General features: G+C 41.5%; 13 protein-coding genes. 9 read left to right on the top strand and 4 right to left on the bottom strand.

All coding sequences use genetic code 11. The features are described from left to right. Nucleotides 1-31: 31 nt before the first annotated feature. A complete protein-coding gene (locus O0931_RS09065; RefSeq protein WP_269415242.1) occupies nt 32-376 on the top strand; it encodes a hypothetical protein in 345 nt (114 codons plus the stop codon). Nucleotides 377-687: 311 nt separating this feature from the next. Here the strand turns inward: O0931_RS09065 and O0931_RS09060 are convergent, their stop codons facing one another. Then, on the bottom strand, nt 688-1,404 hold the full coding sequence (locus O0931_RS09060; protein WP_269415241.1) for a DUF3891 family protein: 717 nt from the start codon (nt 1,402-1,404) through the stop codon (nt 688-690). 457 nt (nt 1,405-1,861) lie between these two features. On the opposite strand from O0931_RS09060, the gene O0931_RS09055 reads away from it, so the two are divergent. From O0931_RS09055 to O0931_RS09040, 4 genes are read left to right on the top strand one after another with little or no spacing between them, the layout of a single operon-like run. Next, nucleotides 1,862-2,239, top strand: a complete 378-nt coding sequence (locus O0931_RS09055; protein WP_269415240.1) for a hypothetical protein — start codon at nt 1,862-1,864, stop codon at nt 2,237-2,239. A 6-nt stretch (nt 2,240-2,245) separates the two neighbouring features. Continuing rightward, nucleotides 2,246-2,965: an ImuA family protein gene (locus O0931_RS09050; protein ID WP_269415239.1), complete on the top strand. Its 720-nt coding sequence runs from the start codon at nt 2,246-2,248 to the stop codon at nt 2,963-2,965. A gap of 3 nt (nt 2,966-2,968) precedes the next feature. Further along, complete coding sequence (locus O0931_RS09045; protein WP_269415238.1) at nt 2,969-4,465, top strand: Y-family DNA polymerase; 1,497 nt, start codon at nt 2,969-2,971, stop codon at nt 4,463-4,465. A gap of 8 nt (nt 4,466-4,473) precedes the next feature. After that, nucleotides 4,474-7,677 (top strand): error-prone DNA polymerase, encoded by a 3,204-nt coding sequence (locus tag O0931_RS09040; RefSeq protein WP_269415237.1) that lies wholly within the window; start codon nt 4,474-4,476, stop codon nt 7,675-7,677. A 57-nt stretch (nt 7,678-7,734) separates the two neighbouring features. Here the strand turns inward: O0931_RS09040 and O0931_RS09035 are convergent, their stop codons facing one another. After that, nucleotides 7,735-8,556 (bottom strand): transporter, encoded by an 822-nt coding sequence (locus O0931_RS09035; RefSeq protein WP_269415236.1) that lies wholly within the window; start codon nt 8,554-8,556, stop codon nt 7,735-7,737. Nucleotides 8,557-9,057: 501 nt separating this feature from the next. On the opposite strand from O0931_RS09035, the gene O0931_RS09030 reads away from it, so the two are divergent. The 4 genes from O0931_RS09030 (at nt 9,058) to O0931_RS09015 (ending at nt 13,705) form a co-directional block, all read left to right on the top strand. Next, complete coding sequence (locus O0931_RS09030; protein WP_269415235.1) at nt 9,058-10,614, top strand: PAS domain-containing sensor histidine kinase; 1,557 nt, start codon at nt 9,058-9,060, stop codon at nt 10,612-10,614. Then, complete coding sequence (locus O0931_RS09025) at nt 10,604-10,978, top strand: response regulator (protein ID WP_269415234.1); 375 nt, start codon at nt 10,604-10,606, stop codon at nt 10,976-10,978. Before O0931_RS09030 ends, O0931_RS09025 begins: the two co-directional genes overlap by 11 nt. A gap of 317 nt (nt 10,979-11,295) precedes the next feature. Next, a complete protein-coding gene (locus O0931_RS09020) occupies nt 11,296-12,486 on the top strand; it encodes a GAF domain-containing sensor histidine kinase (RefSeq protein ID WP_269415233.1) in 1,191 nt (396 codons plus the stop codon). A 175-nt stretch (nt 12,487-12,661) separates the two neighbouring features. After that, the gene (locus O0931_RS09015; RefSeq protein WP_269415232.1) at nt 12,662-13,705 is read left to right on the top strand and encodes an NAD(P)-dependent alcohol dehydrogenase; all 1,044 of its coding nucleotides are present in this window, start codon (nt 12,662-12,664) and stop codon (nt 13,703-13,705) included. A gap of 265 nt (nt 13,706-13,970) precedes the next feature. Here O0931_RS09015 and O0931_RS09010 read toward each other — a convergent pair whose 3' ends face one another. Both O0931_RS09010 and O0931_RS09005 read right to left on the bottom strand, forming a co-directional pair. Continuing rightward, nucleotides 13,971-15,170: a sugar transferase gene (locus O0931_RS09010; protein WP_269415231.1), complete on the bottom strand. Its 1,200-nt coding sequence runs from the start codon at nt 15,168-15,170 to the stop codon at nt 13,971-13,973. Between the two features lie 3 nt (nt 15,171-15,173). Then, nucleotides 15,174-15,578, bottom strand: a complete 405-nt coding sequence (locus tag O0931_RS09005) for a response regulator transcription factor (RefSeq protein WP_269415230.1) — start codon at nt 15,576-15,578, stop codon at nt 15,174-15,176. Nucleotides 15,579-15,669 lie beyond the last annotated feature (91 nt).

Genomic DNA, 15,669 nt, shown 5'->3' with positions numbered 1-15,669 from the left:
TCTGTTCTATTATATAAAGCACCTGAATTATATGAATGACGAGAAAAAACAAAAAGCCCTTGAATTAATAAAACAAGGATTAGAAACGGTTAGAGACAGGGAATATACGGAAATTGCTGAAATTCCTACTGTAAATCTGGATACGATACAAGTAAAATATAGTTTTGTGCACGACGGAATTGAAGGCATATTTACCTTGATAGGCCAGATTCATGAAGAAGAATCGGCTTCAGGCGAAGTTTTATTGAAGTTTTCCCTATTTAGCCAGTTTGATGAAGATTCCAGCCATTATCAATCTATGACTGCTAAGGAGCAGGTGGATAATGATTTGCTTAATGTTGAAGAATATCTCCATCGCCATATCAATGAGGGCTAATTTTTATTACAATTGGCTTGTACGTGTTTATTAACCAAAATACTGTTTAAATATTCAAAGCGACTTCGGTCGCTTTTTTTGTGCTTTGAATAAGGATTGGATATATTATGGTGTGTTCGAAACCTAAAAGGGTTCTAAATTTTTTAAGCTTCCATAATAATACCAGTTTTCCTTTTAAAAGAAGGTTATTAAATCCGATCAGCAAGTTGATGGAAAAGGTGTTTTTAACCGTAATTTGAGCTTTATTGCCGGTATGCTAATGGCTTAATAAGCCGTTTTGAGGCACATTCACGATTTCAATATCCGTACAATTAAAATGAACTTGAAATTTTAATTTCCTGAAGTGTTATTGCTGATTCCAGAAGTGCTTTACGGAAGGACTGCGCATTTGAGAATTTCAAATTTTTAATGGTCCTGGTCTCATACACAACAACGAATTCATTTAGTTCAAAAGGCCAGGGTTCAACAACAAGTTGCTCCCCATATTGGCATAAGGTATAACTGGTTCCGTCCGGGCCCTTACTGATTTCTATTTTCCGTTGTTCAGGAGGAACAATTTTCTGGCATATTAATAAAGAAAAAGCGTCACAAAATTGGAGAAGGCGATAAGCTTGTTCTATTTCTTTTGTCGTCAGCTGAGCTTCACTTATCCATTTTTTTTCCTCTTTTTCAAGTCTTTTAAGGAATGTTTTTGCTTTTGGTTCATGCCCGTGGGTAAAGGAAATATGGCGGGCAATAAGCAAAGCAATAAAACGGCTGCGGGTTAGGGCCATGTTTAGCAGTGCTTCAGTGGCTTGTTCATTAAAGATCGAATCCTTAAAGTTCAGTGGTGCCCCGTTATCATCAAGAAGAGGAGAACTTTCAAATTCATTTATCAGATCATCATGTTCTGTTGTTGCAATAAGTGTCTCTACCCAGCGCAAAGGCTGATCAGAGACTTTCCATCTTGCACAAATTTGGCCTGCCAATAGTCCATGGCCCCGTTGGGTTACAACTTCCCAGCCTTTTTCGTTATAAGATACAATCATCTGTTATAGTACTTTAAAACACCAATCATCTGCACAGAAAGGATAATTATCCTTGAACATTCAGGCTGTTTTCTTTATGCGCCCGAAGAAAGAAATAATTTGTTTTGAAATTAAATTCATTAAGGTTAATTATTTGATACAACATTGCCTGAAGCCATAATGTTTGTTAATGGTTATGGCTGTTTCTATAATTTTTCCATATATCAGCCTGAGCGAATGACGTACAGCCATTTACTTATTTCTATTTTATTGATTCCAAATATTTAGCTAAATTATTTAGTAATTTAATTTAATAAGATTTTGAATTTCTATCTAAAACGTATAACTTTTGGTTTTTTATTTTGTGTTAAAAATTTGTAAATCAATTAATTAATATAATAATTGATAAATTTTGTTTAAAACATTTGCCTTTAATATTTGTAATACTAATAATTTTAGTATTATTTTGTAATCTAAAATGTTGGAATTTTATATCGATGTGAAACTAAGCCGGGGATTATCCCGGATACAGGTAGACGAAGTACTGCCTGAGCAATGGGGTATGCCTTATATCCCGCAGTTCGCGGATAGATATCCTACCCCCGGCAACTTTTTGGTTTCAAAACAGTTTGAGAACGGCATCTGGTATGCTCGTAACAGCAGGATTTCAAATGATGATCTCCATATTTCTTATTTTGCACCAGACCTTGATGCCCTCCGCCCGGATTATCAAAGTCTGCTGGCCTGCATAAAATTAAAAAGCACGGGCATCGCAATCAGCAACCCTGATGGTCATCTACCTGAATGCCTGTACGCGGCTTTTGTGCCGCAATTCCGTAAACCAAGCTTAAACTAACGGCTGATGGAAAACAAGAAAGACATTATACATAAACTGCGGCAAAATATTTTACAAATGGAGGGTTATCGCCCGCCGCTTGCCGGTATGCATGCGTTGATTGGACTGGGCCCGCTGGAGACCGCTTTTCCGAACGGCATTTTCCCAATAGCCGCGGTACACGAGTTTGTTTGCAGCTCTGCAGAACAGGCTGCTGCAGGCGGGGGATTGGTTACCGGTATTTTATCATTGCTGATGCAACAGGATAGAATCTGTGTCTGGATAGGGAAAACAAAGCCTTTATTTGCCCCGGCAATGACGGTATTCGGTGTAGCGCCGCACCGGGTGGTTTTTATCAGCCTCACTAAAGATGAAGAAGCCCTTTGGGTGATGGAGGAAGCCTTGAAATGCAGCGGTTTAGCTGCAGTGGTTTGCGAAGTACAGGCGCTTAATTTTAAGCAATCACAACGTTTACAGCTCACAGTAGAGCAAAGCCGGGTAACCTGTTTTGTACTGCGGAATGCGACAGCAAAGTTGCGATCTACCGCCTGCACAGCGCGCTGGCAGGTGAAGCCGGTACCAAGTGCCGATTTAGACGGCTTGCCTGGTTTGGGCTTTTTCCGCTGGCAGGTAGATTTGTTAAAAGTACGTAACGGAAAGCCGGGCAGCTGGCTGTTGGAATGGAATAATGGCCGGTTCATGCCTGTTGAACAGCTGGTTTTAGCAGAAGAAAGAAAGGCGGGGTAAGCAATGCAGAAAAGATACATGGCTATATGGTTCAGGCATTTGCTGACAGACGGGCTGGCGCTTCGCCAACCCGAATTGAAGGGCTTACCCTTCGTACTCGCTGCACCGGTCAAAAACAAAATGATTATCACAGCTTCCAGCGCAGCAGCCGAACAGCAAGGTGCTTTTACCGGTATGGCAGCAGCAGATGCGCGTGCAGCGGTAGCGGGGCTGCTGGTAATCAATGATATACCTGGGAAAGCCGCGAAATTATTAAGGCTTTTAGGATTATGGTGCATCCGTTATACACCTGTTGTTGCAATCGACCTGCCGGATGGCCTCCTGCTCAACTTATCAGGCTGCGCCCACCTTTGGGTAAATGAGCGGGAGTACCTTAAAGAAATTATTTTAAAATTAAGAAATGCAGGCTTCGATGCAAGGGCGGCAATAGCCGATACACCCGGTACAGCCTGGGCCGTATCGCGTTTTGCAAAGGCCGGGCCCATTGTTGCTGGCGGCACGCAGGCACAGGCATTAACAGGATTACCTCCGGCAGCTTTAAGGCTGGAACCGGATGTGCTGGAAAGGCTGCAGAAGCTGGGTTTCCGGTCGGTTGGCCCTTTACTTTCCATACCTGCTTCGGTGTTGCGCCGAAGGTTTGGCAATATGCTCTTACTTCGTATTGACCAGGCTTTAGGCCGGAAAGAGGAAGAATTGGTGCCGCTGGTGCCGCCGGTTCCCTATGTAGAGCGCCTGCCATGTCTTGAACCGATATGTACAGTCGTTGGAATCGAAATCGCCATCGAAAAATTATTATCTGCCTTATGCGTTCGCCTGAAGGCAGAAGGAAAAGGACTGCGAAAAGCGGTACTCAAATGCCATCGTATAGATGGGCGCAGGGTGCAGGCGGGCATTACAACAAACCGGGGTTCATACAACCTTTCACATCTGCGCAAATTATTTAACTTGCAGATTGCTAAAATTGAACCTGCCCTGGGTATCGACCTCTTTACATTAGAAGCACTTAAAGTAGAGGACATAGATACGGTGCAGGAGCAATTATGGATTGAAGCTAAAGGCCTGGCAGATACTGCACTGGCAGAATTGCTTGATCGCGTGGCAGGGAAAGTTGGGCCGGCTGCAATCGGACGTTATTTGCCTGCAGAACATTACTGGCCCGAACAGTCGGTTAAAATAGCCGCTTCGCTAAAGGAGGAACCGGGAACAGCCTGGCCCGTACAAATGCGGCCAATCCGATTGCTGGCCATACCCGAACGCATACAGGTAATGGCATTGATACCTGATAATCCTCCAAAAACATTTACCTATAAGAACAAACGGCATACGGTTATCAAAGCCGATGGGCCGGAACGCATCGGAAGGGAATGGTGGCGTGACAGCGGGAAGCACCGGGATTATTATGCCGTAGAGGATAGCGAGGGACAACGTTACTGGGTATTCCGCTCCGGCCCATATGATGGCGATAGTCCGGCCTGGTATTTACATGGTTACTTTTCTTAACAGATTACATGACAGCATACGCAGAATTACAGGTAACTTCAAACTTCAGCTTCCTGCGCGGGGGCTCGCATCCCCATGAACTTGTGGAGCATGCGGAAGCTTTAGGCTATACAGCAATTGCCATTACCGATCGGAATTCACTGGCCGGGATTGTGCGGGCACACATGGAAGCCAGGGGAAAAAACATTCATTTCATTCCGGCCTGCCGGTTGGATTTAGTTGATGGAGCCAGTTTATTAGCCTATCCAACAAACCATAAAGCTTATGCAAGCTTATCTGCTTTGCTAACCAAAGGTAACCTGCGGACTGAAAAAGGCAAGTGTGAATTGTACAAAACAGATGTTTATGCACATCAGGAAGGCATCCTATTTATAGCGGTACCGCCTGAACAGCTCAACAGCCGCTTTGAACTGGATGCAGGCTTTCTTAGCGACCTGGCCGAATACCGAAAACAATTTGGCCACTCGCTTTACCTTTCAGCCTCCTTCAACTACCAGGGGCAGGATGCCAAGCGGTTATTCCGGCTGAAAGCAACAGGTGTACCTTTGGTTGCTACAGGTGATGTGCACTATCACAGTGCCGGGCGCCGTGAACTGCAGGATGTACTCACCTGTATCCGCGAAAAATGTACGATTTATAACGCCGGTTTTAAACTCCATCCAAATGCGGAGCGTTACCTTAAGCCTTCAGCAGAAGTTTATCGATTGTTTCGGGCTTATCCTGAAGCAATTAGCAATGCACTTTCCATTGCCGCTGCCTGTAACTTTTCACTTAATGAACTCAAATACCTCGAACCCGAGGAAAAGCTGGTAAATGGTATGACTGCACAGCAGCGGCTGACTAAACTTACCTGGGATGGTGCTAAGGAGTATTTTGGCGACCCGGTGCCTGAAAAGCATGTACAGCAAATTGAATTTGAGCTTGACTTTATTGAAAAGCGAAAACTTGCCTGGTATTTTCTGCGTGTATACCGCTATACACAACAGGCAGAAGACTTAGGTATTCTGCACCAGGGCCGTGGCTCGGCAGCCAACTCTACCGTTTGTTATTGCCTGGGCATTACAGCGGTAAACCCTGCCAAATCCCGTTTGTTGTTCTCCCGCTTTATGTCTGATGCCCGTGATGAATGGCCTGATATTGATGTCGACTTTGAGCATGAGCGCCGGGAAGAAATCATCCAGTTCATTTACAATGATTACGGCCGCGACCGGGCGGCTATCGTAGCAACCGTTACGCAGGAACGGCACAAAGGCGCAATCCGTGATGTTGGCAGAGCCATGGGTTTATCAGAAGATACCATTAAACGCATCGGGGCCACAATCTGGGATTTTTATAAGGAAGGTTTTGATGAGAAACGACTTCGGGATAACGGATTAAATCCCAAAGATCCGCTTATCCTCAAAGTTTTGGAGCTCACCTGCCAGCTCATCGGCTTTCCAAGGCAATTGGGTCAGCATACCGGTGGATTCGTCATCACCGAGGGTAAATTATCCGATCTCTGCCCGGTATTGAATGCCCGTATGGAAAACCGTACGCAGGTAGAATGGAATAAAGACGATTTGGAAGACCTCCAAATTCTAAAGGTAGACGTATTGGGTTTGGGCATGCTAACCATGATACGTAAAGCTTTTGATTTCATATTGAAGCATTACGGAAAGAAACTTACCCTGGCCAATGTACCGCAGGACGACGTGGCTGTTTATGACATGATATGTAAGGCGGATACCATTGGCGTTTTCCAGATCGAGAGCCGGGCGCAGATGTCTATGCTGCCACGGCTTAAACCGCGTGAATTCTATGACCTGGTGATAGAGGTCGCCATTGTTCGGCCCGGCCCGATTCAGGGGGATATGGTTCATCCTTACCTGCGGCGGCGTAATAAGGAAGAACTGCCCGAATACCCCAAACCGGAACTCGAAGAAATATTAAGCCGCACCATGGGGGTACCGCTTTTCCAGGAACAGGCAATGGAAATCGCCATTGTTGCGGCTGGTTTTACACCCGCAGAAGCTGATCAGTTACGCCGAAGTATGGCTTCCTTTAAAGCCAACGGTAAACTGCATATTTATGAAAAGAAGCTGGTCGACGGCATGACAGCCCGTGGTTACAAAGAAGATTTTGCACGACGTATATTTAAGCAACTCCAGGGTTTTGAAGGCTATGGCTTCCCCGAAAGCCATGCGGCCTCTTTTGCCTTGCTGGTTTACATTTCTTCCTGGCTCAAATGCCATTATCCGGATGTATTCTGTGCAGCATTGCTGAACAGCCAGCCCATGGGTTTTTATCAGCCTGCTCAAATCGTTCAGGATGCCCGGAACCACCAGGTGCAGGTATTACCGGTGGATGTAAATTATTCAGAATGGGATAACATACTGGAGGCTAAAAACGAAAAATATTATGCGGTGCGCATGGGATTCCGGCAGGTAAAAGGGCTGAAAGAAGATGATATGCTGCAACTTGTGGTTATGCGTAACCAAGGCTACCGGCACATCGACCAATTACGGGCGGCAGGTGTTCCGGAGGCAGCATTGGAAAAACTGGCAGATGCAGATGCCTTCCGCTCGCTGGGCGCTGACCGGCGGATGGCGCTCTGGGAAGTCTCTGCTTTGGCCGACCGGCCAATAGGATTGTTCGACGGGCAGGTATCGGAAACGGTTTTAGAGCCGGAAATACCCTTACCGGAGATGACAAGGGGCGAGCATGTGGTACAAGATTACATTTCGACCGGATTATCCCTCAAAGATCACCCGGTTGGTTTAGTCCGGACGCAACTGCGGCAGCTGGGTAATCTACGGATAAGCGACTTGGCAATGAAGAATGATGGAGATATAGTTAGCATAGCCGGGCTCATCACAGTTAGGCAACGGCCTGGCACGGCTAAAGGCGTATTATTTATTACGCTCGAAGATGAAACAGGTTCAGCAAACCTGGTTGTATGGCAGTCGCTGTTTGATAAATACCGTAAAGAAATCGTTCAGTCTAAACTGCTTATGGTAAAGGGAAAATTACAGGTCGCTAACGGGGTAACGCACCTGGTTGTTTCACACTGTTTTAATTTGAGCGCATTATTACGCAGCTTAACGGAAACAAACCTGCCGCAAACATTGGTTCAGGCAAATGAAGCCACTAATCCCGTCAATTATAAAGGGCATGCTACGCCGTTAGTCACTTCTGCTGAAAGTGCCTTTCATAAAGGGCGAAATTTTCACTAAAACGGCAGCAACCCGACAGATTCTTCGCCCTTGGAACGGTGACAGATGGTCTGTGTATTACAACCTGAAAGAAAGTCCGAAAAAATAACTTCTCATCGCATCATGCTGTATGCCATAATTCAGTCCCCCATCTATTTTAACATCTTTCATGATTTCCAACTGCAAGGCTGCATTTAGAAAATTGTTCCAGTGATGCGATTGTATGTCAAAAGTATAATGAGTTTCCGCAACGGCGTCGAGTTTTTTAAATATCGGATGACTTGCCGTTAGAGATTCCAGCAGCTGCGTATGGTAGCCTTCAGCCTCCTCATTTTGTAGCCTGTCCAATTCAATCTGCATGCCCAACTTCCATTTGCCACCCAGTTTAAGCGACATTGGAACTATCATACCGCCCTCATAGCTGTTTTCTTCCCGGCCGGAAGCAGTCGGGAATTTTATGTATGGAAGAAGCGAAATTGCGAAGTTCCCTTTATCGTTTCCGATAAGGTTCTGTTTAATACGCAAAGTCAGGTCGCCAAAACCATGATCCCGCTCTGGCGCTCCATCAGTTAGTACTTTTTCTTTTGTATAGCTTTGAACAACCAACTGTATGGCTGTTGAACGGGTAAGTCCAAGCTTCAGATTGGCCTGGTTAAATAACTGCGTTGTTTTAAACGATGTTTCTCCATTTGTCCTTTCCAGGCGGTAAAGGTCGGTTTCTACCTGCAAATGCCCTGCATCAGTTGTGATGGGAGATTCCGTGACATCAGGTCTGTCTGTTTCCATTTCACGAAGTTTTTCCTTTGGTACCGCGTGGAAAAGTGTGTAGCGCTCTTTAACCTGTGCCTTTAAACCAGACATTGTAATAATAAATGCGAATAATAGTAAATTTTTTTTCATCTGCTAAGCTATGCCAGGAAAACACTATTTTTTGCTTATTGTTTAGTCGGGTTACGGCAATGTCATTAACTTAAGCACCATCATGGTTAGTCATTCGCTTGTGAATGTTTGTATAATTAACCTCTCCATCAGGTGGCCTTCAAAATGAGCATGTGCTTGCCTGTAAAATTAAAATCATCCATAGAATAAATATATTCCACTATCTTCAATGCTGTGGTAGCAGCTTATAGTAATTATCAAGTTATCATTAAATTTATCAAACTGTAGAGATGAGAAGATCGTATTTTATTAATGTATTGTGCCAGGGCTGAATGCAACTGCTTGGATCAATTCTTTTAAAATTGATGAGATACTTAGGAAATAAGATTAATTTGTAAGACCTTTAATTTTCAAATTCTTTAATTAATGCTGACTTTATTGGTTGTAGGTGTTTTAAAACAAATTGACTGACTTCCTGTTTAGCTTAATAATATTTTGTAAAATTTAAATATCTATATTGATTTGAACACATTTAAGAACGGTAAATTTAATCTCTCGGGAGAATCTTTAACAGATAACTTTGAATTATTAACCAAAGCGCTCGATGCTTCTATTTCCGGTATTATTATAACTGATAATAACCAACCTGATAACCCTATTGTTTATTGTAATAAGGCTTTTGAATTAATTAGCGGTTATCAGCGTTCTGAAATCATCGGACATAATTGTCGTTTTCTTCAAAAAGATGATCGTGCTCAGGCAGCGCGACAGGAAATATCTGATTGTGTTAAAAATGGGATGGAGTGCAGGGTAGAAATCAGGAATTACAGAAAGAATGGCGATTTATTCTGGAATGAACTTTACATGTCGCCTGTAAAAGATAAATCAGGCCAGATAACACACTTTATTGGTGTTCAAAACGATATTACTACGCGGAAAAAAGCCGAACAGGATCTTCGCCAGCAGAAAGATTTGATGGAGAAAAAGATAGACGAGCGTACAGCTGAACTTCGGGATAGTGAAGCTTTTCTCAGTAGTATTATTCAAACGGTAAGAGAAAGTCTTCTGGTTCTGGACCCACAATTTAATGTACTCAGCGCAAATGATCATTTCCTGAAGACTTTTAAAGTAACTGCCGAAGAAACAGTAGGTAAGCACCTTTATGAACTCGGAAACCATCAGTGGGACATCCCGCAACTGAAAGAATTGCTTATGAAAATTCTTCCAACGAACAATCCGGTAGTCGATTTTGAAGTGGAACATGATTTTCCGCATATTGGAAGAAAGCTGATGTTATTGAACGCCTACCGTGTAGAGCTGGAAGGGCAGTACAAAGACCAGATATTGCTTGCAATTGAAGATATTACCGACAGGCGGGAAATCGAACGCAGAAAGGATGATTTTCTATCTATAGCAAGTCATGAATTAAAAACACCGTTAACCACAATTAAAGGCTATATTCAGGCTTTACAACGTATGGTAAGTACAGAAGCCGGTGACCGTTTCCGCACTACTCTGGATAAGGTTGCTGTTTATGTAGAGCGGTTAAATAACCTCATCGCAGAACTTCTGGATGTATCGCGTATACAAAGCGGCAATATTGAACTTCATAAAACCTTTTTTAACTTCGATGCAATGGTTGGTGAAACTATTGATGCCATGCAAATATCAACACCGTCGCATCATTTTGCGCTTAAAGGTTCTACCAAAGCGTTGATTGAAGGAGATGAATCGCATTTGATACAGGTCATTAATAATTTATTGTCAAATGCTGTGAAGTATTCACCCGAATCGAAGGAAATTTTTATTCACTTATCGCGGGTAAGCGAATATGTAAAGGTATCGGTAACAGACTATGGCTTAGGCATCAGCCCGGAAGACCAGAAAAAGGTTTTTGAACGATTTTTTCGGGTAGGTGATGTACAGGAACGTTTTCCGGGAATGGGTATTGGACTATACATTTGTGATCAGATTATAAAGAATCATAAAGGAACCTTATGGGTTGAAAGCAATAAAGGTGAAGGCTCTACATTCAGTTTTACTTTACCAATAGGGGGTGGTAATACAAATGGAAATTAAGAAAATACTTGTTTGCGACGATGATGAAGGCATATTGGATATGTTAGCCTTAATTCTGGAGGAAACCGGACATGAAATTTTGGTAGAAAGGAATAGCCTGAATGTTTTATCTATTATAGAAGCACAATCGCCCGATCTGATTTTATTGGATTTGTGGATGCCGGTCATTTCAGGCGATCAATTACTAAAAAGTATTCGTTCAAATCCTCGCATGCATAACTTGCCGGTAATTGTGATTTCAGCAAGCAGGGATGGAAGAAAAATAGCTGAGCATGCCGGCGCATCAGCCTACATTGCAAAGCCATTTGATTATCAGGAGCTTATTGATACAGTAGAAACATGCTTGGGAAGCTATGCTAAGTAACCGCATGGCTTTTAATTTACAATGTTGCTGGCTTCAGTAACCAAATAATGCAGTCATAAAAGGAAAAAGTAAGCTTGTAAAGAAATCCCTGATCTTCTTATATAGAGATTACAGAATTTCATTCTATAACGAAATAATGTCGTTCCATTTTACGGAATGCTAATAAATTGCTTTATCCGGCAAAAAGTGATTTTTGAACTGGTTGTTACATGGCAAGAAAGTTCAGGCTTGGTTTTACTTTTATTACAATAAATTTTCGCAATTATTTTTTATATTTGAAAACCTGGGGCATTGCGCTCAGGATAAATAAAACTTGCATGGAACCCCTTAGCAAAGTGGATATTCAACGCGATATTGAAGCCGTTGCGAAAATCCCGATAATATCTAATATTCTTGAGGTCGTTTGTAAAACAACCGGAATGGGCTTTTCAGCTATTGCCAGGGTTACTGCAGATCGTTGGATAGCCTGCGCAACAAATGACCAGATTGGTTTTGGCCTTACCGTTGGCGGGGAATTAAAACTGGATACCACCATTTGCAACGAAATCCGTCAGCATTATAAAAGTGTAGCGATTGATAATGTAAGCGAAGATGAGGAATGGAAGCATCATCATACCCCTCAGATTTATGGTTTACAGAGCTATATTTCTGTTCCCATTATCCTTAAGAATGGTGAGTTTTTTGGTACCCTGTGTGCCATTGACCCAAACCCTGCACAGGTAAATAATAAACATACACTCGATACCTTTCACCTTTTCGCCGATTTGATCTCCTTTCACCTGAGTGTGCTGAATGATCTTTCGGATGCGGAGGATAAAAACCAGAAACAGCAGGAAGAAGGAGAAATACGGGAACAGTTTATTGCCATGTTAGGACATGATCTCCGGAATCCGGTAAACGCGATATCCAATGCGGTACAACTCCAGCTCAGGAGTAATATGGACGATCGAAATCTTAAATTAGCGAAGATCATACAAGATGCGACCATGCGAACCAGAGGATTGATTGATAATATTCTCGACTTTGCCAGAGGCCGGCTCGGCGGTGGTATTAACCTTAATTTCGATAATACCGATGATCTGGAGACAACCTTAAAGGAAGTGGTTACGGAATTTAACATTATCGTTCCCGAAACGAAAATAAACCTCGAACTGGATTTGATAAAGCCTGTCAAGGCCGATAACAAGCGGATTGCACAACTATTTTCAAATTTATTGGGCAACGCCATTTCGCATGGCGATCAGGGAAAACCTGTACAGGTGTCGGCAAAATCGGGTGATGACGGGTTGGAACTCAGCATCATAAATTTAGGTAAACCCATAGATGAAGCCACAAAGGCACATCTTTTTAAACCCTTTTCAAGGGGAAAGGTGAAGCATGGGCAGGAAGGGCTTGGCCTCGGGCTTTATATAGCTAGTGAAATTACCAAAGCACATGGCGGTGAAATAATTGTTAACTCTTCAGCCCTGAAAACCTGTTTTACCGTAAAGTTACCGGTTGGGAAATAAATCAGTTAAATAGCTTTTCTACTCTATAAGCTATATATCTGTCGTGAATAATGGTGAAATGATTCTTGAGGAAGGCCTTATTGTTTGCCTATCGTAATCAATTAAAATGTATACGATTTGCTTAACAATTGCGCCTTATCTTTGTTAAATAAAATAAATAAAAAATAATTAATTTATGATAGCAGCAAAAGGATATGCAGCACAGAGTGCTGAAACAGATCTTGCACCCTGGAATTTTGAACGCAGGGAAGTAGGACCACACGACGTACAATTCGAAATACTTTTTTGTGGCGTATGCCATTCAGATCTTCATCAAATAAAAAACGACTGGTTTCCGGGTATTTTTCCGATGGTTCCCGGACATGAAATTGTCGGACGTGTGGTTAAAGTAGGCGATCATGTTAAAAAATTCAAAGTTGGTGATCTTGCAGGCACAGGCTGTATGGTAGACTCCTGCCAGGTATGCGAAAACTGTAAGCAGGATTTAGAGCAATATTGCCTTGAAGGCAACACGCAAACCTATAATGGGTTGGAGCGCGATGGAAAAACACCTACCTATGGTGGTTATTCTGATAGTATAGTGGTTAGAGAAGAATTTGTACTTAATATTTCTGATAAATTAGATTTAGCCGCTGTTGCACCGCTTTTATGTGCCGGTATCACAACCTATTCTCCGCTTCGCCACTGGAAAGTTGGGAAAGGCCATAAACTGGCTGTTTTAGGCTTAGGTGGACTCGGACACATGGCCGTTAAGTTTGGCGTTGCGTTTGGTGCAGAGGTTACTGTTTTGAGTACATCGCCTAAAAAGGAAGAAGATGCAAAAAAATTAGGTGCTCATCATTTTGTGGTTACAACAGACCCTGAACAAATTAAAGCAGCAAAAGGAACCTTCGATTTTATTTTAGATACGGTATCTGCTGAACATGATTTTAACATGTACCTGTCTTTATTAAGAACAAATGGTACCCATATTTGTGTAGGCGTGCCACCAAAACCAGCAGAAATTGCTGCTTTCAGCTTATTGGGCGGCAGAAAAAGCCTTGCCGGTTCCGGTATCGGCGGTATCAAGGAAACCCAGGAAATGCTTGATTTCTGCGCGGAAAATAACATCGTTTCAGATATTGAAATGATAGATATCAAAGACATTCATAATGCTTACGACAGAATGCAAAAGGGCGATGTTCGTTACCGTTTTGTAATTGATATGGCAACATTGTAATCCGAATTAAATAAATTTAGATTAGAAGGTCACCAGCGTTTTTATGTTGGTGGCCTTTTTATTTAAGCTGCCATTTCAAAACTATTTATTAAATATCGATAGCTTATTGAACAGCTAATCTGAATTCATCATTATTTCCCGTAATATTTATTTTATAAAATCTATTTGAATGATGATTTCAAAAAATATATAATACAATGGCGGCCTGGCCGAAAAGAATTACGACCGGAAAAGTTAAATAGGTTACAAAATGTTGGTTTATTACCTAAACATTTTCCTTCTGCAACAATGCAGGTATGGTTTTAAGGATAAGTTTAATGTCGTTAAGAAAACTTTGGTTTTTAGCATAAGTATTATCAAGCATCAGCCTTTCTTCTTCGCTCATTTCGCCTTTTCCTCGTTTTTCTACCTGCCATAGCCCGGTAATTCCTGCAGGTGCAGCAAAGCGGAGTACATATTTATCCGTTGTTAACTTTTCAGCTTCGTATAAAGGAAGTGGTCTGTTTCCGACAATACTCATATCGCCGATAATTACATTCCACAATTGCGGAAGTTCATCAATACTGGTATTTCTGATAAAGTTGCCCACCTTCGTAATTCTGGGATCATTCTTTATTTTGAAAAAAGCAGAACCGGAATTTGCCATTTTAGAATATTTGAAATCCTTTTCACACCATTGAATATTATCGGCGTAAAGCGGGTATTGGCATTTACCCTCTGCTGCACATTGATTACATAAAATTTCTTTTATCCCTGTTTCAGCTTCCTTTTTACCTGAATCTATATCGTACTGGTTTAGGTGTTTTAAATCCTTAATGCGCTGATCGGCATTAACAAACATTGAACGGAATTTGTAAAATTTAAATACTTTAAAACCTGTTCCTGCTCTTAAGGAATAATAAAATACAGGCCCTTTCGATTCTAATTTTATAAGTATATATATTATTAAAAATAAAGGGGAAAGAAAAAATAATGCCAGTCCTGCAAAAAAGATATCAAATACCCGCTTTGCGAAACCGATATTTTTTATTTGGGGAACCTCCGACTTTATATTATCTTTTAGTAGTATCCAGTTATTTATTAAAAAGTTTATTCGTTTTTCTACTCTTGCAGCTTTTAACGGAAGCCGGAATACATCTGAAATACCTGCTGAAAGTGCAAGCTTTCTCAGATTCGGGTTAAAATAATTTACAACAAGAAAAAAAGGTACCAGCGGAAGATCTTTCTTTTTTAACGCTTCAATTAAAGCCAGCCCTGAAGGGGCCATAATTTCACTATAAGAAATGATGGCAACGATATTCAGATTTTGTTCAGACCATGCAGATGCCATTTTCATTCCATTATCAAAATGAAAGATCTGGTTGTCTCCAAAATTGCAATTTGCAAATATTTCTTCAAAAGCATCTTCAAAGCCAACCAAGGCAATTATTGGCGTACCGGGAGGAGCGTATAATTTTTCAATCATAGTTTAAGTACTCAATTTACCCATTCTTCTTAAAACAACTCTAATCCTTGCTTCAAGTTCTGCAGGGTTAAAGGGTTTTACAATAAAATCATCAGCCCCGGTATCTAAACATTGGATTCTTTTGTCAGAACTCTCTTCTCCTGAAAGGATTATTATAGGAACTGAATTAAAAAAATCGCTTACCTTAACCTGTTCAACTAACTGCAGGCCGTTAAGTTTAGGCGTATTTAAATCAGCAATAATTAAATCAGGAATGTTTCCGTTTTGCAAGAAAGACAACGCGTCCATTCCATTCGATCTTGTTTCAATATCATATGTTGAACTCAAAATTTCCTCAAGGATGGCTTGCATAAAAACATCATCTTCAACGATTAAAATTTTGATCTTTCGTATGCCGGATAAATTCATTTTACGGAACGTGTTTTAAATAATAGCTATAAATAACGTGAAAAATAGTCGTTAAATTTTAAAAAAACTATTAAATGTGTTAAATTTGAAT

It is taken from the genome of Pedobacter rhodius (genome assembly GCF_027213645.1).
GTDB lineage: Bacteria > Bacteroidota > Bacteroidia > Sphingobacteriales > Sphingobacteriaceae > Pedobacter > Pedobacter rhodius.
The sequence above is the reverse complement of the archived record's forward strand: the minus strand, read 5'-3'. Positions and strand labels throughout refer to the sequence as shown.